16 protein-coding genes are annotated in these 21,334 nt (G+C 61.3%); 5 read left to right on the forward strand and 11 right to left on the reverse strand.

Going from position 1 to position 21,334, the window contains the following annotated elements; all coding sequences use genetic code 11:
* Positions 1-54: 54 nt before the first annotated feature.
* From AWX27_RS22125 to purL, 7 genes are all read right to left on the reverse strand, one after another.
* The gene (locus AWX27_RS22125; protein ID WP_038874511.1) at positions 55-978 is read right to left on the reverse strand and encodes a LysR substrate-binding domain-containing protein; all 924 of its coding nucleotides are present in this window, start codon (positions 976-978) and stop codon (positions 55-57) included.
* Positions 979-1,309: 331 nt separating this feature from the next.
* Complete coding sequence (gene glnB / locus AWX27_RS22130) at positions 1,310-1,648, reverse strand: nitrogen regulatory protein P-II (protein WP_004847623.1); 339 nt, start codon at positions 1,646-1,648, stop codon at positions 1,310-1,312.
* 11 nt (positions 1,649-1,659) lie between these two features.
* Positions 1,660-3,282 (reverse strand): NAD+ synthase, encoded by a 1,623-nt coding sequence (locus tag AWX27_RS22135; RefSeq protein ID WP_025303930.1) that lies wholly within the window; start codon positions 3,280-3,282, stop codon positions 1,660-1,662.
* Positions 3,283-3,412: 130 nt separating this feature from the next.
* Entirely contained in the window at positions 3,413-4,753 is a 1,341-nt protein-coding gene (glrR, locus tag AWX27_RS22140; protein WP_025303931.1) for a two-component system response regulator GlrR, read from the reverse strand.
* Positions 4,750-5,622, reverse strand: coding sequence for a two-component system QseEF-associated lipoprotein QseG (gene qseG, locus AWX27_RS22145; RefSeq protein WP_060425036.1), 873 nt, complete (start codon positions 5,620-5,622; stop codon positions 4,750-4,752). Before qseG ends, glrR begins: the two co-directional genes overlap by 4 nt.
* A 3-nt stretch (positions 5,623-5,625) precedes the next feature.
* Entirely contained in the window at positions 5,626-7,062 is a 1,437-nt protein-coding gene (locus AWX27_RS22150; RefSeq protein ID WP_049200747.1) for a sensor histidine kinase, read from the reverse strand.
* Between the two features lie 886 nt (positions 7,063-7,948).
* Positions 7,949-11,842 (reverse strand): phosphoribosylformylglycinamidine synthase, encoded by a 3,894-nt coding sequence (gene purL / locus AWX27_RS22155; RefSeq protein ID WP_195892973.1) that lies wholly within the window; start codon positions 11,840-11,842, stop codon positions 7,949-7,951.
* 275 nt (positions 11,843-12,117) lie between these two features.
* Between purL and mltF the strand changes: the two genes are divergently transcribed.
* The gene (gene mltF / locus AWX27_RS22160; RefSeq protein WP_033644113.1) at positions 12,118-13,578 is read left to right on the forward strand and encodes a membrane-bound lytic murein transglycosylase MltF; all 1,461 of its coding nucleotides are present in this window, start codon (positions 12,118-12,120) and stop codon (positions 13,576-13,578) included.
* Here the strand turns inward: mltF and tadA are convergent, their stop codons facing one another.
* Positions 13,579-14,085, reverse strand: coding sequence for a tRNA adenosine(34) deaminase TadA (tadA, locus tag AWX27_RS22165; protein WP_015378796.1), 507 nt, complete (start codon positions 14,083-14,085; stop codon positions 13,579-13,581).
* Between the two features lie 117 nt (positions 14,086-14,202).
* On the opposite strand from tadA, the gene AWX27_RS22170 reads away from it, so the two are divergent.
* Positions 14,203-15,255 (forward strand): DUF2157 domain-containing protein, encoded by a 1,053-nt coding sequence (locus AWX27_RS22170; protein ID WP_060425038.1) that lies wholly within the window; start codon positions 14,203-14,205, stop codon positions 15,253-15,255.
* Positions 15,256-15,302: 47 nt separating this feature from the next.
* On the opposite strand, the gene yfhb is transcribed toward AWX27_RS22170, so the two are convergent.
* From yfhb to murQ, 3 genes are read right to left on the reverse strand one after another with little or no spacing between them, the layout of a single operon-like run.
* Positions 15,303-15,959 carry a phosphatidylglycerophosphatase C gene (gene yfhb / locus AWX27_RS22175; protein WP_060425040.1) on the reverse strand — a complete coding sequence of 219 codons (657 nt, stop codon included), beginning with the start codon at positions 15,957-15,959 and terminating at the stop codon, positions 15,303-15,305.
* A 3-nt stretch (positions 15,960-15,962) separates the two neighbouring features.
* Complete coding sequence (locus AWX27_RS22180) at positions 15,963-17,330, reverse strand: PTS transporter subunit EIIC (RefSeq protein WP_060425042.1); 1,368 nt, start codon at positions 17,328-17,330, stop codon at positions 15,963-15,965.
* Between the two features lie 18 nt (positions 17,331-17,348).
* A complete protein-coding gene (gene murQ / locus AWX27_RS22185) occupies positions 17,349-18,242 on the reverse strand; it encodes an N-acetylmuramic acid 6-phosphate etherase (RefSeq protein WP_060425045.1) in 894 nt (297 codons plus the stop codon).
* Positions 18,243-18,409: 167 nt separating this feature from the next.
* Here murQ and AWX27_RS22190 point away from each other — a divergent pair, with 167 nt between their 5' ends.
* From AWX27_RS22190 to AWX27_RS22200, 3 genes are all read left to right on the forward strand, one after another.
* A complete protein-coding gene (locus tag AWX27_RS22190) occupies positions 18,410-19,258 on the forward strand; it encodes a MurR/RpiR family transcriptional regulator (RefSeq protein ID WP_033654299.1) in 849 nt (282 codons plus the stop codon).
* A 143-nt stretch (positions 19,259-19,401) separates the two neighbouring features.
* Positions 19,402-20,946, forward strand: coding sequence for a phosphoethanolamine transferase (locus AWX27_RS24800; RefSeq protein WP_195892971.1), 1,545 nt, complete (start codon positions 19,402-19,404; stop codon positions 20,944-20,946).
* Positions 20,947-21,037: 91 nt separating this feature from the next.
* Positions 21,038-21,298, forward strand: a complete 261-nt coding sequence (locus AWX27_RS22200; protein ID WP_025303942.1) for a YfhL family 4Fe-4S dicluster ferredoxin — start codon at positions 21,038-21,040, stop codon at positions 21,296-21,298.
* Positions 21,299-21,334: the final 36 nt, after the last annotated feature.

Here is a 21,334-nt window from a genome sequence, read left to right on the forward strand (position 1 = left end):
CCTAAGCGAGCCTCTGGCGGGCAACAAATTCTAAATACTGAACGCCGCGTTCGATTAAATCGAATGCTTAAGCCCGGCGGCGTGTTTGCTGCCGTTCTCGCGCGCGATGGTAAGGAACGGCGTCACCAGCTCCGGCCGCGCGCTGCCGCGCCGCCACGCCAGCCCAATATCCAGCGGCTCCAGCAGATCGTCCAGCTTGCGCGCTTCGATCATGTTGCCCTCGAGCGACCAGGCGCGGTACGCCATGTCCGGCTGGATGGAGACCCCCATCCCCGCCGCCACCAGGCTGCGCACCGCCTCGGTAGAGGCGGTCTTCATGGCGATCTCCGGCTTCAGCCCGGCGCGCGACCAGATGCGCCGCGCATGCACGTCCATTTCATCGGCGTTGAGCTGGATCAGCGGCTGTTTGGCCACGTCCGCCAGGCTGATGCTCTCGTGCTCCAACAGCGGGTGCAGCGGCGGCAGCCACAGGCGATACGGCGAGTGCATCAGCACCTCGGTCTGCAGCGCGTCGCGGTCTTCGATGTTCGACAGGATCAGCACGCCGATGTCGATCTCGCCGCTGACCAGCAGATGCTCGATATACGGGCGCTCGTCTTCAACCACCTGCACGGTGACGTTGGGATAGGCCGATTTAAAGCGCGTGAGCAGCTCCACCAGGAAGTAGCCGGCCACCAGGCTGGTGACGCCGACGGTCAGCTTGCCGGTCAGGCTTTCGGTGCCGATCTGCAGGCTGCGCTTGGCGTTGTCCACCGTCGCCAGGATCAGATACGACTGGCGCAGGAACTGATGCCCCTGATGGGTCAGCGTCATGCCCTTGGCATGGCGATCGAACAGCCGCACGCCGATCTCGGTTTCCAACTGCTGGATCGCCAGCGTCAGCGAAGACTGGGAGACAAACACCGCCTGGGCGCCGGCGGAGATCGACCCGGTTTCCGCCACCGCGATAAAGTGGCGGATTTGGCGTAACGTCATCATCCCCATCGCCTTTCAAGCCGCTGCGTTGTTGTCTGCGTGCGCTTACCCCAGTCACTTACTTGAGTAAGCTCCTGGGGATGCACGCCCTTGCCGCCTAGCCGCAACTTGAAATTCATTGGGGATCACCTCAATCAAGATAGTTAGATTGATTGTAGATCCCGCGAGAAAAGCGATCGGAAAAAGTATCAAAAACGCGATAGCGTTCGCTTTTTTAGAATGCCGACGGGCAAAAAGAGGGAAACGGCGAGGCGAAGAAGCATGATGCGCGGGGAGCAGAAATGACAAGGGCGCAGCACGCTGCGCCCTGGATGGCCGATGACCCTGCGGAGGATCAGATCGCTTCTTCGTCCTGCTCGCCGGTACGGATACGCACCACGCGCGCCACGTCGAAGACGAAGATTTTGCCGTCGCCGATCTTGCCGGTCTGCGCGGTCTGCATGATGGTTTCCACGCAGGTGTCGACGATGTCGTCGGCAACCACGATCTCGATCTTCACCTTAGGCAGAAAGTCGACCATGTACTCGGCACCGCGATACAGCTCGGTGTGGCCCTTCTGGCGGCCGAAGCCTTTCACTTCGGTGACCGTCATACCGGTGATGCCCACTTCGGCCAGCGCTTCGCGGACGTCATCCAGTTTGAACGGCTTGATAATCGCGTCGATCTTTTTCATCTTCTTTCCTTTTACCAATTTTTGCGGCCAAAACCGGATGTGATGGGATAGCGGCGGTCTTTGCCGAAGTTACGGGCAGTGATACGCGGCCCGACGGCGGCCTGACGCCGCTTGTATTCGTTGATGTCCACCAGGCGGATCACCTTGCGCACGATCGCTTCGTCGAACCCTTCAGCCACCAGATCGGCAACCGACTTGTCGCGTTCAACGTAGCCTTCCAGGATCGCGTCCAGGATATCGTACGGCGGCAGGCTGTCCTGATCGACCTGATCCGGCGCCAGCTCGGCGGACGGCGGACGATCGATCACCCGCTGCGGGATCACGTAGGATACGGTGTTACGGTATTCGGACAGCTTGAACACCAGCGTTTTCGGCACGTCCTTCAGCACGTCGAAACCGCCGGCCATATCGCCGTACAGCGTGGCGTAACCCACCGCCATTTCGCTCTTGTTGCCGGTGGTCAGCACGATGCTGCGGCGTTTGTTGGACAGCGCCATCAGCACCACCCCGCGGCAACGCGCCTGCAGGTTTTCTTCGGTGGTGTCGCGCTCGGTGCCGGCGAACATCGGCGACAGCTGGCCCATAAAGGCGTCGAACATCGGTTCGATGGAGACGATATCGAACTCCACGCCGAGGATTTCCGCCTCTTCCTTGGCGTCGGCGATGCTGATATCCGCGGTATAGCGGAACGGCATCATCAGCGCCTGCACCTTGTCTTTGCCCAGCGCATCCACGGCGATCGCCAGCGTCAGCGCCGAGTCGATGCCGCCGGACAGGCCCAGCACCGCGCCTTTAAAGCCGTTTTTGGTCACGTAGTCGCGCACCGCCAACACCAGCGCCTGGTATACCTGCGCCAGCTGCGGCAGCTCAGCGGCCGGATCGGCCATCGGCACCACGGCCAGCTCGTTGAATTCCAGACGAGTCACCTGCTCGTCGAAGGCCGCCAGACGGTGAGTCATGGTGCCGGCGGCGTCAAATACCTTGGAGCAGCCGTCGAAGATCAGCTCATCCTGGCCGCCGACCTGATTGAGGTACACCAGCGGCAGCTGGGTGCGCTGGCAGTGGCCGGCCATCAGCGTTTTGCGGATATACGGCTTTTCGCGGTTATACGGCGAGGCGTTGATCGACAGGATAATTTCCGCGCCGGCCGCCTTGGCGGCGTCGATCGGCTCAGGGAACCACAGATCTTCGCAAATCAGCAGACCCAGACGGTAGCCTTTCAGCTCCACCACGCAGGTGTCGTTGCCGGCGTGGAAATAGCGCTTCTCATCGAACACGCCGTAGTTCGGCAGCTGCTGCTTGAAGTAGCGGGTCAGCAGGCGGCCTTCGGCAAACAGCGACAGCGCGTTATACAACTTGTCACCTTCGCGCCACGGGTGGCCGACCAGGATCGCCGTCTCGGCGGAGGCTTGCTGCAGGCGCAGCAGCTGCGCGTCGCAGCGCTGATAGAAGTCATTGCGATACAGCAGATCTTCCGGCGGGTAGCCGGACAGCGCCAGTTCGCTGAACATGACCAGATCGGCTCCCGCCTTCTGCTGCTCCTGCACGATTTGCAACATGCGTTCGGTGTTGCCTTCAATGTCGCCGACCAGCAGGTTCAGCTGGGCCAGGGCGATGGAAAGTGATCTGCTCATTTGTGTACGATCCCGCTTAATACGTTCCATGGTGCTCTACGCCGGGGCGCGCCGCGGCAAAGAGAACGGAGTGTAAATCATTCCGCCGGATTTGTTGAGAACCTGCGTGGCAGGCGCCGGCGGCAAACTGTCATTCTTTAAAATCGTTGGCGTCCAGCTCGTGGCGCGACAGCAATTTGTAAAACTCGGTGCGGTTGCGGCCCGCCATGCGCGCGGCCTGGGTCACGTTGCCCTTGGTGATCTGCAGCAGCTTGCGCAGGTAGTGCAACTCGAACTGGTTGCGCGCTTCGGCGAAGGTCGGCAGCGCGGTGTTTTCCCCTTCCAGCGCCTGCTCCACCAGCGCTTCGCTGATCACCGGCGCCGAGGTCAGCGCCACGCACTGCTCGATGACGTTGACTAGCTGACGCACGTTGCCCGGCCAGCTGGCGGTCATCAGCCGCTTCATGGCGTCGGTCGAGAAGCTGCGCACGAACGGCTTGTGCCGCTGAGCCGCCTCGCGCAACAGGTGGTTGGCCAGCAGCGGGATATCTTCGGCGCGTTCGTTGAGCGCCGGGATCTTCAGGTTCACCACGTTGAGGCGGTAGTAGAGATCCTCGCGGAACTCGTTCTTCGCCATCGCCTTTTGCAGATCGCGGTGGGTGGCGGAGATGATGCGCACGTCAATGTCCAGATCGCGGTTGCTGCCCAGCGGCCGCACCTTGCGCTCTTGCAGCACGCGCAGCAACTTCACCTGCAGCGACAGCGGCATATCGCCGATCTCGTCGAGGAACAGCGTGCCGCCCGCCGCCGCCTGGAACAGCCCTTCGCGGCTGCTGACCGCGCCGGTAAAGGCGCCCTTGGCGTGGCCGAACAGTTCGGACTCCAGCAGCTGCTCCGGCAGCGCACCGCAGTTGATGGCGATAAACGCCTTGCCGGCGCGCGGGCTGGCGGCGTGGATCGCCTGCGCCACCACCTCTTTACCGGTGCCGCTCTGGCCGTTGATCAAGACGCTGACGTCGGACTGCGCCACCATTTTCACCTGCTCCAGCAAGCGCAGCATCAGCGGGCTGCGGGTGACGATGTCTTCGCGCCAGGCCTCGTCGCCGGCCGGGGTGGCCGACAGCGCGAGCGCTTCGTCGATGGCCTTATACAGCGCATCGCGATCCACCGGTTTGGTGAGGAAGCTGAACACCCCCTGCTGGGTGGCGGCCACCGCATCGGGAATCGAACCGTGCGCGGTGAGGATGATCACCGGCATGCCCGGCTGATGCTTTTGGATCTCGGCGAACAGCGCCATGCCGTCCATCTCGTCCATACGCAGATCGCTGATCACCAGATCGATCTGTTCGCGCGCCAGCAGGCGCAGCGCTTCCTGGCCGCTTTCGGCGGTGGTGACGTGAAAACCTTCGCTGGTCAGACGCATGCCCAGCAGCTTCAGCAGGCTGGGATCGTCGTCAACCAAGAGCAAATTGGCCGGTTTGCGTGCGGTCATTGCGCGTGGGACTCCTTATTGGCAGGGTGCGGCGTATAGGTGTCTTCCGGTTCAACCGGCAGCGCGGTGCCTTTTTCCGGTTCGTCCTGCGATTCAGCCCCTTTGGCGGCCGCGCCGTTTTTACCGGCGGCTTCGCCCTTTTGCGAACCTGCGCTGTTGTCCGGGATTTCCCCTTGCAGCTGCTTGCGCGAAGAGAGCTGGCGCTCGATATCGGTCAGGTTCTCCAGCTTGCGCGAGGTGTCCTGCAGCTGCGATTGCAGACGCGCCTGGCTCTGGCGCAGCGAATCGATCTGACTGTCGCTGCTCTCCTGCAGATGCTGATAGCGTGCTTTCTCATCGAACAGCGTGATCTGCAGCAATTGCTGCTGGCGCCACAGCTGCGTCAGCGGACGCAGTGAACCGGGGAATTCCATCCGGTAGCTGTTGATCCTGTCGATGATTTGGCGGCGTTCGCCGGAGGTCGGCTGCGCGCTGCCCAGCAGGATGCTCTGTTTGAAAACGCCGGACCAGCTGTCGCCAGGCACCGTTTTCGCCAGCGCACGCGCCTGGGTCGACCCGATGCGATCGGCGCAGTCCATCGCGCGCAGCCAGTAGAGCGAGTTAGCCAGCGCGTCCTTATCGTCCAACTGCCACAGGGTATCGCAAGCCGCGGTGCGGTAATCGATTACCTTGGTATCCGGGATCGCCTCTTGCTGCTGAGGGTTCAAACCGCCGCTGACGGCGCGATCGACGCAGCCCGCCAGCAACAGCGGCATAAAGAAGACGGCGCCCAACCAGCTGATCGGGCGTTTGCCGAGCGGCGCTCTGTGCGTGGCACGCGGTGAACGTTCGGTCTGTGCAAGACGAAGGCGTTTAGACCATGTGTACATTATTTATTCATTCTCGGCGGTTAACGGCAGTTCAATGCGGAAGCAGACGTCTGCACCGGCGACCGTCGCCAGTTGCAGCTCACCGCGCATGCGACGGATACAGTCCTGAGCGATGCTCAACCCCAGTCCGCTTCCTTTTACCGCCCCTTTTCGCTGGTGACTACCCTGGAAAAAAGGCTCGAAAATCATGGCTCTTTCAGCCTCGGGGATCGGCGTGCCGGTATTGGCGACGTCGATTTGCACCCGTTGTCCAACCTGACGGCTGCGGATCCAAATGTTACCGGATTCCTTGCCGTAGTGCACCGCATTGGAGTAGAGATTATCCAGCACGCGCATTAATAGCGTAGGCTCTGCCCAGCAGATTTCCGCCTCCAGCGTAATTTCGGTGGAAATCATCTTCGCCCGCGCCGGCAAACTGTGCGCGGCGACCACCAAATCGACCATTTCGCGCAGCTCGACGTTCTCGTGTTCCGCCGGGCCATCGGCCAATTTGCGGTTGTAATCCAACAGCTGTTCGATCAGCTGCTGCAGATGGCGGCTGCTGTTGTCGAGGATCGCCACCACCTCTTTCTGATCGGAAGTCAGCGGCCCCGCCACCTCGTCGGCCAGCAGTTCGGTGCCTTCACGCATGCTGGCCAACGGCGTTTTCAGCTCGTGTGAAATATGGCGCAAGAACTCGTGGCGCTGCGACTCCAGCCACGCCAGCCGCTCGCTCAGCCAGATGATGCGCTGCGCCAGCGAACGCAGCTCGCGCGGCCCTTTGAACGACGCGGTGCTGCCCAGCGCACGCCCTTCCCCCAGGCGGTTGATCATCCGCTCCACGGCCTTGACCGGCCCGATGATCATGCGGGTGAACAGCACCACCAGCAGCACGCTGACCAGGAACAGCAGCAGCGCCTGCCAGCCGAAGAACTGGCCGCGCTCGGCAATGGCCTGCTGCAGCTGCTGGCCGCGCGAAAACACCACCGCGCGCGTGGCCTGCACCATTTCGGCGTTGGAACGGGAGAACGACTCGAGCAAGGCGGAAGCCTCTTGGTCCGGCCCGCTGTTATGGCATTTGATCGCCGCCAGTTGGGTCAGCAACTGGCGCAGCGTTTGGTAGTAGCGCTCGTCCGGCAGGATCGGCGCGTGGGCGTCCAGCATCTGCGAATACTGCTTGCGCTGGTTCTGGTACAGCTTCTGCAGCGTAGGATCGACCAGCACGCAGTACTGACGATAGCTGCGCTCCATCTCCAGCGCCACGCTGGTCATCGCCTCGCTGCGCCGCGCGTCCACCAGCGTGGTGCGGTTGATGTCCGCCGCCTGCGCGCTGAGGTGATCCAGACTCTGGTAGGCCTGATAGGCCAGCACCAGCAGCGGCAACAGCACCAACAGGAACGCCAGCAGCACCAATTGCCGCAGCGAACGGGGGAATAAACGCCATTTTTTCAACGAAATCATCTCATTCTCTCAGCTCTGTCACGATGCTAACTGACTCGCCGGAAAGAGAAAAGCCCGGCAAGGGAGAATCCTGAACGCACAAGGAAAAAGCCGCAAGTGCGGTGAAACGCGCCCATAGGCCTGGCCTGCCGACGGCATGCGGCCTCGATAACATCAACCGGTGTGAAAGCAAGAGTGTGAGGATAGCGTCTGCGTTCGAGGGCATAGGCAACGAAATGGGGATAAGCGCAGCGTTGAGAAATGACATCGGGGCAAGAAACTTGCCCCAACGCAAGGAAAGTGTGGATGCCCTTAAGTCTCGTCCCCAGGGTGATGTAGCGCAGCGGCTGGCATCGAACAGGACGAATAGCATCCGTAAGTATCCAGGATTGATGAACCCTTCATCACAGTTGGATACAGGCGGTGCCTCACTCCACGTGTCGCCCGATGCTTGATAAAGCCGTTTGCACGGTCTGTTATCGGTTTGGTTGGACGATAGGCACCATTTCTTTGGCATCATTCAGAGGCTTATGAGGCGATTTGCCGTCTAATTACGGCGCCGTCATAAAAAGTTGAATGAGCAACCGACGAGAATAATGCACGTTACGTGCCAACTTTTCAATAAAAATAATAACAACATGATTTTATTAAAAAATAAAATTATACCAGTAAGTTTCTTTGCGCATCACGCCCCGATGAGCGATGAAAAAAACGCCGCGCTGTCGCCAAATGCAGACAACTAAAGCCAAACCCGATTACCACCAATAAAATCAATTAGTTAAATGTCTCCATTTAGCGACAGAGAAAATAGCGCCTGTCGCAAAATGCAGACACTGCCGCCAATCGCCGAACGCCGGCCATAAAAAAGGGCGCAATTGCTTGCGCCCTCTGTACGGTGGTGGCCGTCTTAGCCCAGTTGCTTACGGGCGTTGCGGAACATGCGCATCCACGGGCTGTCCTCGCCCCACTCTTCCGGGTGCCAGGAGTTGCTGACCGTGCGGAACACGCGTTCCGGGTGCGGCATCATCACCGTGGCACGCCCGCTGGCGCTGGTCACGGCGGTAATGCCGTTCGGCGAACCGTTCGGGTTAGCCGGGTAAGCTTCCGTCACCTGACCGGCGTTGTTGACGAAACGCAGCGCCACCAAACCGTGGCTTTCCAGCGCCGCCAGATGCGCCGCATCGCGCACTTCGACATGCCCTTCACCGTGGGAAACGGCGATCGGCATACGCGAACCGGTCATGCCCTGCAGGAACAGCGACGGGCTGGCCGCCACTTCCACCAGGCTGAAGCGCGCCTCGAAACGATCCGACAGGTTGCGCACAAAACGCGGCCAGTGTTCTGCGCCCGGGATCAGCTCGCGCAGGTTGGACATCATCTGACAACCGTTGCACACGCCCAGCGCCAGCGTCTGCGGACGGTGGAAGAACGCTTCGAACTCGTCGCGTACCCGCTCGTTGAACAAGATAGACTTCGCCCAACCTTCGCCGGCGCCCAGGACGTCGCCGTAAGAGAAGCCGCCGCAGGCCACCAGCGTATGGAAGTCCTGCAGATCGCGGCGCCCTGCCAGCAGATCGCTCATGTGCACGTCCACCGCGTCAAAGCCGGCGCGGTGGAACGCCGCCGCCATTTCAACGTGGGAGTTCACCCCCTGCTCGCGCAGCACCGCCACTTTCGGGCGAGCGCCCTTGGCGATGTACGGCGCGGCGATGTCTTCCTCCGGTGCGAAGGTCAACTTCACGTTCAGGCCGGGATCTTGTTCATCCTGCTTGGCCTGATGCTCCTGATCGGCACACGCCGGGTTGTCGCGCAGGCGCTGCATCTGCCAGGTGGTTTCCGCCCACCAGGTGCGCAGCGTATTGCGGCTTTCGCTGTACAGCGCCTTGCCGTGTTGGGTGATGACGAAACGATCGCCGGCCTGCACGCTGCCGATGTGATGCACGTTGTCGGTCAGTCCGTGCTGAGCGAACGCCTGCTTCACGTCGTCGAGACGTTCGGCGCTCACCTGGATCACCGCGCCCAGCTCTTCGTTGAACAGCACCGCCAGCGCATCGTCGCCGAGGCCGTCGAGATTGACGTCCACACCGCAGTGACCGGCGAAGGCCATCTCCGCCAGCGTCACCAGCAGGCCGCCGTCGGCGCGGTCGTGGTAAGCCAGCAGCGCTTGATCGGCCACCAGCTGCTGCATGGCGTTGAAGAAGCCCGCCAGCTGCGCAACGTTGCGCACGTCGGCCGGTTTGTCGCCCAGCTGGCGGTAAACCTGCGCCAGCGCGGTGGCACCCAGCGCGTTATGGCCGTTGCCCAGGTCGATCAACAGCAGCGCGCTGTCGCCCTTATCGGTGCGCAGCTGCGGCGTCACGGTGTGGCGCACGTCCTCCACGCGGGCGAAGGCGGTGATGACCAGCGACAGCGGCGAGGTCATTTCGCGCTGTTCGTTGCCTTCCTGCCAGCGGGTTTTCATCGACATGGAGTCTTTGCCCACCGGGATGGTGATGCCCAGCGCCGGGCACAGCTCTTCGCCCACCGCTTTCACCGCTTCGTACAGGCCGGCGTCTTCGCCCGGGTGGCCGGCGGCGGCCATCCAGTTGGCGGACAGCTTCACGCGCTTCAGGCTGCCGATTTCGGTGGCAGCCAGGTTGGTCAGCGCTTCCCCGACCGCCAGGCGGCCGGAGGCGGCGAAGTCCAGCAGCGCCACCGGCGCACGTTCGCCGAGCGACATCGCCTCGCCGTAGTAGCTGTCCAGGCTGGCGGTGGTGACCGCGCAGTCGGCAACCGGTATCTGCCACGGGCCGACCATCTGGTCACGCGCCACCATGCCGGTAACGGTGCGATCGCCGATGGTGATCAGGAAGGTTTTCTCCGCAACGGCCGGCAGATGCAGCACGCGTTTCACCGCGTCGGCCAGCGTGATGTTCTCACGCTGCACCGGCTGGCCACTCGCCTGCAGGCGGGTAACGTCGCGGGTCATTTTCGGCGTCTTGCCGAGCAGCACGTCCAGCGGCATGTCGATCGGCTGGTTGTCGAAGTGACGGTCGTTCAACGTCAGGTGCTGTTCTTCGGTCGCTTCGCCGATCACCGCATAAGGTGCGCGCTCACGGCGGCAGATCTCGTCGAACTGCGCCATCTGCGCCGGGGCAATCGCCATCACGTAACGCTCCTGCGATTCGTTGCACCACACTTCCAGCGGGCTCATGCCCGGCTCGTCGTTGAGGATATCGCGCAGCTCGAAGCGGCCGCCGCGGCCGCCGTCGCTCACCAGCTCCGGCATGGCGTTGGACAGGCCGCCGGCGCCGACGTCATGGATAAACAGGATCGGGTTCTGGTCGCCCAGTTGCCAGCAGCGGTCGATCACTTCCTGACAGCGGCGCTCCATTTCCGGGTTGTCGCGCTGCACCGAAGCGAAGTCCAGATCGGCATCGGACTGGCCGGACGCCATCGACGAGGCCGCGCCACCGCCCAGGCCGATATTCATCGCCGGGCCGCCCAGCACCACCAGCTTGGCGCCGACGGTGATTTCCCCTTTCTGCACGTGATCGGCACGGATGTTGCCGATGCCGCCCGCCAGCATGATCGGTTTGTGGTAGCCGCGCAGCTCAACGCCGTTGTGGCTGTTGACGCGCTCTTCATAGGTACGGAAGTAGCCCAGCAGCGCCGGACGACCGAATTCGTTGTTGAACGCCGCGCCGCCCAGCGGGCCTTCGGTCATGATATCCAGCGCGGTGACGATGCGTTCCGGCTTGCCGAAATCCTGCTCCCACGGCTGTTCAAAGCCGGGAATACGCAGGTTGGACACCGAGAAGCCCACCAGGCCGGCTTTCGGCTTGGCGCCGCGGCCGGTAGCCCCCTCGTCGCGGATCTCGCCGCCGGAGCCGGTCGCGGCGCCCGGCCACGGCGAGATCGCCGTCGGGTGGTTGTGGGTTTCCACCTTCATCAGGATGTGCGCTTCTTCCTGATGGTAATCGTACTTGCCGTTGTCCGGCGCGGCGAAGAAGCGGCCGACCTGCGAGCCTTCCATCACCGCGGCGTTGTCTTTATACGCCGACAGCACGTAGTCCGGCGTCTGCTCATAGGTATTCTTGATCATCTTGAACAGCGATTTAGGCTGCTGTTCGCCGTCGATGATCCAATCGGCGTTGAAAATCTTGTGGCGGCAGTGCTCGGAGTTGGCCTGCGCGAACATATAAAGTTCGATATCCGTCGGGTTGCGCCCCAAACCGGTAAAGGCATTCAGCAGGTAGTCGATCTCGTCCTGCGCCAGCGCCAGGCCGAGCCGGACGTTGGCCTGCTCCAGCGCGGTGCGCCCTGCGCCCAGCACGTCGACAGACTGATACGGCGCTGGCTGATGGTGCGCGAACAGCTGTTCGGCCTGTTGCAGCTCGCTGAAGACGGTTTCCATCATGCGATCGTGCAGCAGCGCGGCGAGCTGGCGCCACTGGGTTTCCGTCAGCTCGGGCGCCTTGACGTAGAACGCCAGGCCGCGCTCCAACCGCAGCACCTGCTGCAGACCGCAGTTGTGGGCGATGTCGGTAGCTTTGGAAGACCAGGGAGAAATGGTGCCCGGACGCGGCGTGACCAGCAACAGCCGGCCTTCGGGAGCGTGTTCGGCGAGAGAAGGACCGTACTTGAGCAGCCGCTGAAGTTTGGCGTGTTCTTCGGCACTGAGCGGTGCGCTAACATCGGCAAAGTGGACGTACTCGGCGTAGATATCACTGACGGGCAGGTGGGCGTCCTGGCAGCGGGACAGCAGTTTGGTAATGCGAAAAGCCGATAAAGCGGGCGAACCACGCAGAATTTCCATAATCAAAGTTCTCTCGTCTTCGAAGCGGCGGATAAGACGCTTCATTGGGCGCAACAGGGGAAAACGCGCGCCATTATAGAGAATCCTCGCCGCCGACGAAACCGTTTGCGTAGGGATTATTGATAAAAGCGTGCCGCACCGTCGAATTGTCATAACGTGTCAATAAAGTTGCACACTGGCGTTTTGTTGCGCAAAATGCCCCCCGCACTGGTGATTTAACCATGAGAAAAGTCGCGGTTGTCGTCGCCGGTGTACCTGTGCCACCACTGGATAACTATTTGAAACGTCTTAAAATAAACTACATCCTCATCGGCGTTGTCACCCTGCTTCTGGCTCTCGCGCTGTGGCCCAATATCACCTGGCGCAGCGGCCAGGGCGGGCAACTCCAGGAGATCATTTCCCGCGGCGAGTTGCGTATCAGCACGCTGAACTCCCCGCTGACCTATTTCAACACCAAGCAAGGGCCGGGTGGGCTCGACTACGAACTGGCGAAGCGCTTCGCCAACTACCTCGGGGTGAAGCTGGTGGTGATCCCCCATCAGAACATCAATGACCTGTTCGACGATCTGGACGATGACGACGCTGACCTGCTAGCGGCCGGCCTGATCTACAACCAGGAGCGCCTCAGCCGCGCGCGCACCGGCCCGGCCTACTACTCCGTTTCCCAACAGCTGGTGTACCGGCTGGGCACCCCGCGGCCAAAAGGCTTCGCCGACATTAAAGGCAAGCTGGCGGTCGCCTCCGGTTCCGCGCACGTCAGCACGCTAAAGCAGCTCAAGCAGGATAAATACCCGGATCTCGCCTGGGAGTCCTCCAGCGATCTCACCTCCAAAGAGCTGCTGGAGCGAGTGGCCGACGGCAAGCTGGACTACACCCTCGGCGATTCGGTGACCATCGCGCTGCTGCAGCGCATCCATCCGCAGCTGGCGGTGGCGTTCGACGTCACCGACGAAGAACCGGTCACCTGGTATCTGAAACGCGACGGCGACGACAGCCTGTACGCGGCGATGCTGGATTTCTACAGCCAGATGGTGGACGACGGCACCCTGGCGCGGCTTGAAGAGAAGTACCTCGGCCACGTCGGCAGCTTCGACTATGTGGACACCAAAACCTTCCTGTCGGCCATCGATTCGGTGCTGCCCAACTTCCGCCCGCTGTTCGAGAAGCACGCCAACGAGATCGACTGGAAGCTGCTGGCGGCCATCGCCTATCAGGAATCGCACTGGAATCCGCAGGCCACCTCACCCACCGGCGTGCGCGGCCTGATGATGCTGACCCGCGCCACCGCCGACGGCCTGGGGGTCAACGACCGCCTCGATCCGGAAGAGAGCATTCAGGGAGGCGCCCTTTACCTGCAACGGCTGATGGCCAAGGTGCCGGACAGCGTGCCGGAAGACGAGCGCATCTGGTTCTCGCTGGCGGCCTACAACATGGGCTGGGGCCACATGCTGGACGCGCGCAAGCTGACCAAGACGCAAAAGGGCAACCCCGACAGCTGGGTCGACGTCAAACAGCGCCTGCCAATGCTCAGCCAGAAGCGCTACTACCCGCAGCTGACCTACGGCTATGCGCGCGGGCGTGAAGCCTACAACTATGTAGAAAACATCCGCCGCTACCAGGTCAGTCTGGTGGGCTATCTGCAGGAAAAAGAGAGAAAGGCGGCGCAAGCGGCCGCCGAGCAAGAGGCGTTGGGGAAAGGCTACCCGACGGTGATGCCGGAACTGGCGCTCAACTACTGATTATTCCGGCTTATCCGCCGCCCGCTGCGCCAGCCTGAGCGCTTTTTTCTGTTCACGGCGTAGACGGAAGAAATTGCTCAGGGTGGCGGCGCATTCGTCCGCCAGCACGCCCGAGACGATCTCCACCTGATGGTTCATGCCCGGATGGCGCAGAATGTCCACCAGTGAACCGGCCGCGCCGGTTTTCTCGTCGGCGGCACCATACACCAGCCGACGGATGCGGCTGTGCACCATCGCACCGGCGCACATCACGCACGGCTCCAGCGTGACGTACAGCGTGGCGTTCAGCAAACGGTAGTTTTGCAGCACCGCGCCGCCCTGGCGCAGCGCCATGATCTCGGCGTGTGCGGTAGGATCGTGTCGGCCGATCGGGCGGTTCCAGCCCTCGCCGATGACCTGATTGTCCAGCACCAGCAGCGCACCCACCGGCACCTCGCCCTCTTCCTGCGCGCGCAGGGCCAGCTGCAATGCCTGACGCATCCAGTACTCATCGTTATATTCAGTCATCGCATAATTCCTCGTGCGCTTTTGCGGCGGGCATTATACACACTAGCCTCCCTTTGTCGTAGCCGCCCGCCAATGGCTATACTGGCCGAATCAGCGTGTGATTCAGGGACCAGAAGCATGAAACTCAGTAAAAAGAACGCGGTCGTGGTGCGCAAGGCGCTGGACGGTTGGGTGGGAGAAGGCGCCTTGACGCCCGAACAACGGCAGCAACTGCTGCAGCATGTGGCCGTGCAGCCTTTCGACTGGCGGCGGCTGGCGCGCTATGCGTTTCTCGCCGCGCTGGCCTCGCTGCTGATCGCCGTCACCAGCCTGTTCGCCGACAGCGAACTGCTTGCATGGCTCAGCGGACTGTTCCGCTTCGACGCGCCGGTGCGCATGGCGATCGCCGGCGTACTGGCGGCGCTGGCCTACGTCTGGGCGCTGCGTCGCCGCCGGCGCCACCCGGAAAAACGCTACGGCAATGAGGCCGCGCTGTTTGTCGCCGTGTTGCTTACCGCCTGCGCCTTATGGCAGCTGGGGGTCTGGCTGGATAACGGCAGCGGCCGGGTTTCCGTGCTGCTGCTGTTCGCCGCGCTGCTGTACGGCGCGATCGGCTGGTTCAGCCGCTCCGGGCTGGTGTGGTGGTTCGCCCTGCTGTCGCTCGGCAATGCCTTCGGCGCCGAGACCGGCTACCTGTCCGGCTGGGGCGCCTACTGGCTCGGCATGAGCTACCCGATTCGCTTTATCGCCTTTGGTGCGGTGCTGATCGCCGCCGCGCTGCTGTTGCGGCCGCTGTTGGCGCAACGCGGCCTGCAGCGGGTGTCGCTGTCGATGGGCCTGCTGTACCTGTTTATCGCTCTGTGGCTGCTGTCTATCTTCGGCAACTACGGCGATCTCGACAGCTGGTACAGCGCGCGCCAGATCGAGCTGTTCCACTGGAGCCTGCTGTTCGGGCTGGCCGCCCTCGCCGCCATCTGGCTGGGGTTGAAGCATGACGACGCCATGCTGCGCGGCTTCGGGCTGACCTTCCTCGGCATTAACCTGTATACCCGTCTGTTCGAGTTTTTCTGGGACAGCATGCCGAAGGCGGTTTTCTTCGTGCTGCTCGGCCTGAGCCTGTGGGCGCTGGGGCATTATGCGGAGAGGATTTGGCAGCTGGGGCGCAAGCCGCACGACGTGACCGACGACTGATCGCGCTGCCGATAAAAACAGAAAGGGCGGAATCTTCCGCCCTTGGTTTATTCCAGCTGCTGCAGCTCGCCCTGCTTGCTTACCCGCCAGCGGTGCTCGCAAAAGAACAGCAGCGGATTATCCTGCTTGCTGTCGCTGTAACCGCTGTACAGCTTCAGCGGCGCACCGAGCCGCTGCTCGAGCTGCACCACTTTCTGGGCTCCCAGGCAGCGCAGGGTCAAGACCCAGCCGCCGCAGCGGCGCGTGATGCGGCTGCCGATCAACCGCACCCGCGGCAGAAACGCCGAATCGCGATACACCTGCTCCACCAGCCGCTCCGGCGAGCCGGTAATCAGCCACACTTCGGCATCGTGCTCCTCCAGGTACTGCCGCAGCCGCATTTGCACCACCGGAAATGCGGTCACCTTCTGGCGAAAGGCCTCGATAAACTGCCGCTCCAGCGCCTTGAGCTTCGCTTCGGAACGCCCAAAGGTGATCGCCCACAGCAGCAGGCTCATCGGCCAACGCGCGGCGCGCCCCAGCAGCATCAGCGCCAGACCGATCGGCAGCAGCAGCGGTATCACCAGCAACAGGTTCAGCGGTAAGCGGCGCAGCAGAAAACGCAAGAAACTGCCGAACATATCCTCCTGATGCAGGGTGCCGTCCAGATCGAAAAAGACCACGCGGCGCCCCTCTGCGGCCGGTTGTTGCTGCTTGTCGCTCAAACGCTACTCCTCGGGATCGTTGAACCCCATCATCCAGGTGAAGAGAAAACCGGCGATAATCGTAATCAGCATCCCCGCCAGATACAACATCACCTTACCTGAGACGATGGTCAACGCCAAAGGCAGCCCCGAAATGCCGAAGGTGATCACCGTCGCCACCTTCCAGTAGCTGATCAGCGCTCCGCCAACCGCACCGCCGAGGCAGGCGCCGATAAACGGCCGGCCCAGCGGCAGCGTCACCCCGAAGATCAGCGGCTCGCCGATGCCGAGAATGCCGACCGGCAACGCCCCTTTGATCACCTTCTTCAGCCGCGCGTTGCGGGTTTTCAACAGCACCGCCAGCGCCGCCCCCACCTGCCCGACACCGGCCATCGCCAGGATCGGCAGCAGCGGGTTGGAACCGTGCGCCTGCACCAGCTCGACGTGGATCGGCACCAGCCCCTGATGCAGACCGGAGAGCACCAGCGGCAGGAACAGCCCCGAGAGCAGCGCTCCCACCAGCAGCCCGCCCTTGTCGATCGCCAGATTGGCACCGTGGGCGATGGCGTCGGAGATAATGCCGCCGATCGGCTGCAGAATCAGGATCGCCAGCGAGGCGGTGACCAGCGTGGTCAGCAGTGGGTTAAGGATCAGTTCGACCGATTCCGGCAGCAGCGTGCGCAGGCGTTTCTCCACCCAGCACATCAACGCCACCACCAGCAGCACGGCGATCACCCCGCCGCGCCCCGGCTGCAACGCCTCGCCGAACAAGGTGATCTGCGCCAGCGCCGGGCTGGAGAGAATGCCGGCCATCACGCCGCCCATCGCCTGAGAGCCACCGAATACCCGCGCGGCGTTGACCCCGACCAAAATGTTCATGATGGCGAACACCGCGCTGCCGAAGATCGCCAACAGCCCCAGCACGTTCGGGTAGTCCACTGCCAGCTGGCCGGCGATGTCAGGCCGTTTCAGCAGGTTGATGATGCCGGTGATCAGGCCCGAGGCGATAAACGCCGGGATCAGCGGAATAAAGACATCGGCCAGTTTTTTCAGCGCGCCGCTCATCGGCGCAGCGTATTTTTGCTTGGCCTGCGCCTTGATGCGGGCCGCGTCACCGACGGCGACAACGGGCTGCGCGCTACCGCTCAGCAATTCGCGCATGGCATCCACCACCTTGGCGGCGGCGCCTGGGCCAACGATAAACTGATGCTGCTCACCCTGTTTGATATAGCCCTTCACGCCGGGCAGCTGCCTGAGGGCGGCCAGATCCAGGCGCTGCTCGTCGCTGACCTCGACGCGCACCCGCGTCATGCAGTTCTCCAGTTTGAGGATATTGCCCTCGCCCCCCACGCCCGCCAGGATCTGTGTCGCCAATGCCGTTGTCTTGTCCATCGCCGCCCCCACCGTGAATTAACGCGCCAGCGCCGCGCGCAGGTAGCCGTCGTGCCGCTGCAGCCGCTGCTGTGCCTCTTCGGCGCTGACGCCGGCCAAAAGCATCAGGATCGCCGGTTTGACTTCGAAGCCGGTCTGCGCCAGCGCCGCCTCCGCCTGAGCGCGTTCGGCGCCGGTGGCCTCCACCACGATGCGGCAGGCGCGATCCACCAGTTTGACGTTGGTGGCCTTCACGTCCACCATCAGGTTCTGGTAGACCTTGCCCAGCTTGACCATCGCGCCGGTCGACAGCATGTTGAGCACCAGCTTCTGCGCAGTGCCGGATTTCAGACGCGTCGAGCCGGTCAGAGCCTCCGGCCCCACCACCGGCGAGATCGCCACCTGCGCTTCGTGCGCGATCGGCGAATCCGGGTTGCAGGAGATGGCCGCCGTCGGGCAGCCCAGCCCGCGCGCATAGCGCAGTGCGCCAATCACATAAGGCGTGCGCCCGGAGGCCGCCAACCCCACCACCATATCGACGGCGGTGAGGTTAAGCGCCCGGAGATCGGCTTCGCCCAAAGCTTCGTCGTCTTCCGCCCCCTCCACCGCTTTAAGCAGCGCGCCCGGCCCGCCGGCGATCAGCCCCACCACCACGCCGTGCGGCACACCGAAGGTCGGCGGGCACTCGGAGGCATCCAGCACGCCCAGGCGGCCGCTGGTGCCGGCGCCCAAATAAATCAGCCGCCCACCAACCTTCAACGCCGCCGCCGCCAAATCGACCGCCTGCGCGATCGCCGGCAGCACCTTTTCGATCGCCTCCGGCACCTTGCGGTCTTCCTGGTTAAAGCAGCGGACCATCTCCAGCGTCGACATCTCATCCAGCCTCATGGTGGCCGGGTTGCGGGTTTCCGATACCAGTGCGCCTAAGTTCATCTGTTCACCTTTGAATTTTTAATTCACAAAATTAAATCAATATTTGAATATTTTATTCAACAAAGCGAGCGCTATTTGCTATTTTAACGACGAGCTCACAAAAATTTTCACCGCGCGTTTTCGCCGCCTGCGTGGCAAAATGGCCGCTGGTTTCCAGGGAAAGATCAATGAGTACCCTTCTGCGCATTCGCCAGATGTATCCGACACTGGCGCAAAACGACCGCAAGCTGGCGGATTTTTTGCTGAACAACGCCGAGCAGGCGCGCCATCTCAGCTCGCAAAAGCTGGCCCAGCTGGCCGGCATCAGCCAGTCGAGCGTGGTGAAGTTCGCCCAAAAACTGGGCTATAAAGGTTTCCCGGCGTTGAAGCTGGCGCTGAGCGAGACGCTGGCCCAGCCGCAGGCCGAGCCGGTCGTGACCGTTCACAACCACATCCTCAGCAGCGACACGCTGAAAACCGTCGGTGAAAAGCTATTGGCGGAAAAGCAGGCGGCGCTGCGCGCGACGCTGGACATCAACAGCGAAGAGCGGCTGCATCAGGCGCTGGACATGCTGCGCCAGGCGCGCCGGGTAATGCTAATTGGCATCGGCGCTTCCGGGCTGGTGGCCAAGGATTTTTCCTTCAAGCTGCTGAAAATCGGCGTGATGGCGGTGGCCGAAGCGGACATGCACGTTCAGCTGGCGGCGGTGCAGGCGCTGGACAAACGCGATCTGCTGCTGGCTATCTCCTTCAGCGGCGAACGGCGTGAAATCAATCTGGCGGCGGAAGAGGCGCGCCAGGCCGGCGCCAGGGTGTTGGCGCTGACCAGCTTTTCTCCCAACGGCCTGCAGCAGCGCGCGGATCACTGCCTCTACACCATCGCCGAAGAGCCCCACACCCGCAGCGCGGCCATCTCTTCCAGCACGGCCCAGTACGCTCTCACCGATCTGCTGTTTATGGCGCTGATTCAACACGATCTCGATCATGCCCGCGACCGCATCAAGCACAGCGAACAGTTAATGAAAAAGTTGGTCTGAGGCGTATAATGGCGGCCGATAAAACGCCGCCAGCTCAATTATTTCCCTTCTCTGCATTCGAAAAATAATGTGCGGGCGGTGCCTCGCTCAATTATCAATCAATAATTGAGCATGCATGGACAGCATTATTTAACGATACCATTATGAATACACACACTGTTATTTTAGATAAGTTGCGACACTCCGTGACTCACCCGACCCTGCGCACTTTTTTATTTTACGCCACTATTGCTTTGATATTGATCAAAGCGATGGGATACAGCGGTGGAAAAGGCATTGATATTCTTTTTATTGCACTTATCTTGTTATTATTATCTATCCATTCGCTTACTCGTTACGGCCTGATTATTCCGTTTATTCTACTGTGCGCGCTGTATGCGCCGGTCGGGGCCATATACGGTTCCCCATCAGCCGTCGTGGTGTCAGCCCTGCTGCAATCCAACCCGATAGAGGCAAGGGAGTTTTTGCAAACCCTCCCGGTCAGCTGTTATCTGTTGCCTGTCGCCATTCTGGTTACGCCGGTCATTCTCGGTCGATTGATTTGGCGACACCCCCTGTCAAAGAAAACAATATTGATCGCATTGGGCCTGCTTACGGCGATTATTATCGCCAGAGCATTCAGCGGTGGGTTGAGCAATCTCAGATTGCCTGACTTCTTTTTATCCACTTATTCGGCTTACCATCAATACCAACAGCAGATTGATGAATTAAACACCGACGCTTCAGCACCAAACCGCTGGTCGCTTACCGCCGGCGTACCAACGAATGAGAACTATGTCATTATCGTCGGCGAAAGTATGCGCAGGGATCATATGTCCTTATTTGGTTATCCGGTGTCCACTACACCGTTTCTGGATAATGCCAAGGGACGGTTTTACAGTAACTATATTTCCACCGCGCCGAATACGTTCGAATCGCTCCCCCGCACGCTGGCTTTAAGCAACGGCCACAACATTGCCCTCGGAGATAATATCATCACCCTGGCAAAAGCCGCCGGCCTCAATACCCACTGGCTGTCCAATCAGGGCATGTTCGGGCAATTCGATACGCCGGTATCAAAAATCGCCATGTTCAGCGATAACCATTACTTCCTGAAGAAAGGCGACTATCAATCGCGCAACACCGATGATGATGCGCTGCTGCCAATATTTGACCAACTATTGAGCCGCCAGGGGCAAGGCAACCTGTATGTGCTGCATCTGATGGGCTCGCACGCCGACTTTTGCGCGCGGCTTAACGGCGAACCGCCGAGCGTCGAGTCGCCGAATAAGGAGCTGGCCTGCTACCTCTCTACCTATCGCAAGACCGATCGTTTTATCGAGCAGGTTTATCAAAGTCTGAAACGGACCGGTGCGCCGTTTAAACTGTTCTATTTCTCCGATCACGGTCTTTCCCATAAGGATATCGGCGGCATACGTTCTCTGCGTCACAGCGGCGATACCCGGCAGAATTACCAGGTGCCGTTGCTGGTGCTGAGCGATCGCGACCAACAACACCAGATCATTGATGATCCCTTGAGCGCGTTCGATTTTATCGGGTTGTTTGCTCAAGAGGCGGGAATACGGGTTGCTCATCCGGAGGTGATGCCTACGATGCGTATGGCGGATACCGATAAGCGCTGGGTGTTTGACGGGCAGAGAAGGGTTGATTTCGATCAGTTGGCTGACGACCCACCTGAGTTACCCTAAGCGGTAAGATGACGAAAAAACGCCCGCCGCGCGGCGATTCTATGATAGATTGCGCGCCAGCCCGAGCACACCGATGGAAAGATAACTGACAATGGCACTGCTGATTACCAAGAAATGCATCAACTGCGACATGTGCGAGCCGGAATGCCCGAACCAGGCGATTTCGATGGGCGATGAGATTTATCAGATCGATACCGATCGCTGCACCGAGTGCGTCGGCCATTATGATACGCCGACCTGTCAGCAGGTTTGCCCGATCGACAATACCATCATCACCGATCCGCAGCATCGCGAGAGCAACGAACAGCTGTGGGACAAGTTCGTGGTGTTGCACCACGCCGATCGCATTTAATCCGCCGCAGGACTGACAAGGGCGCCACAGGCGCCC

The sequence above is a fragment of the Serratia sp. 2880STDY5682894 genome (assembly GCF_001537385.1).
Lineage (GTDB): Bacteria > Pseudomonadota > Gammaproteobacteria > Enterobacterales > Enterobacteriaceae > Serratia > Serratia nevei.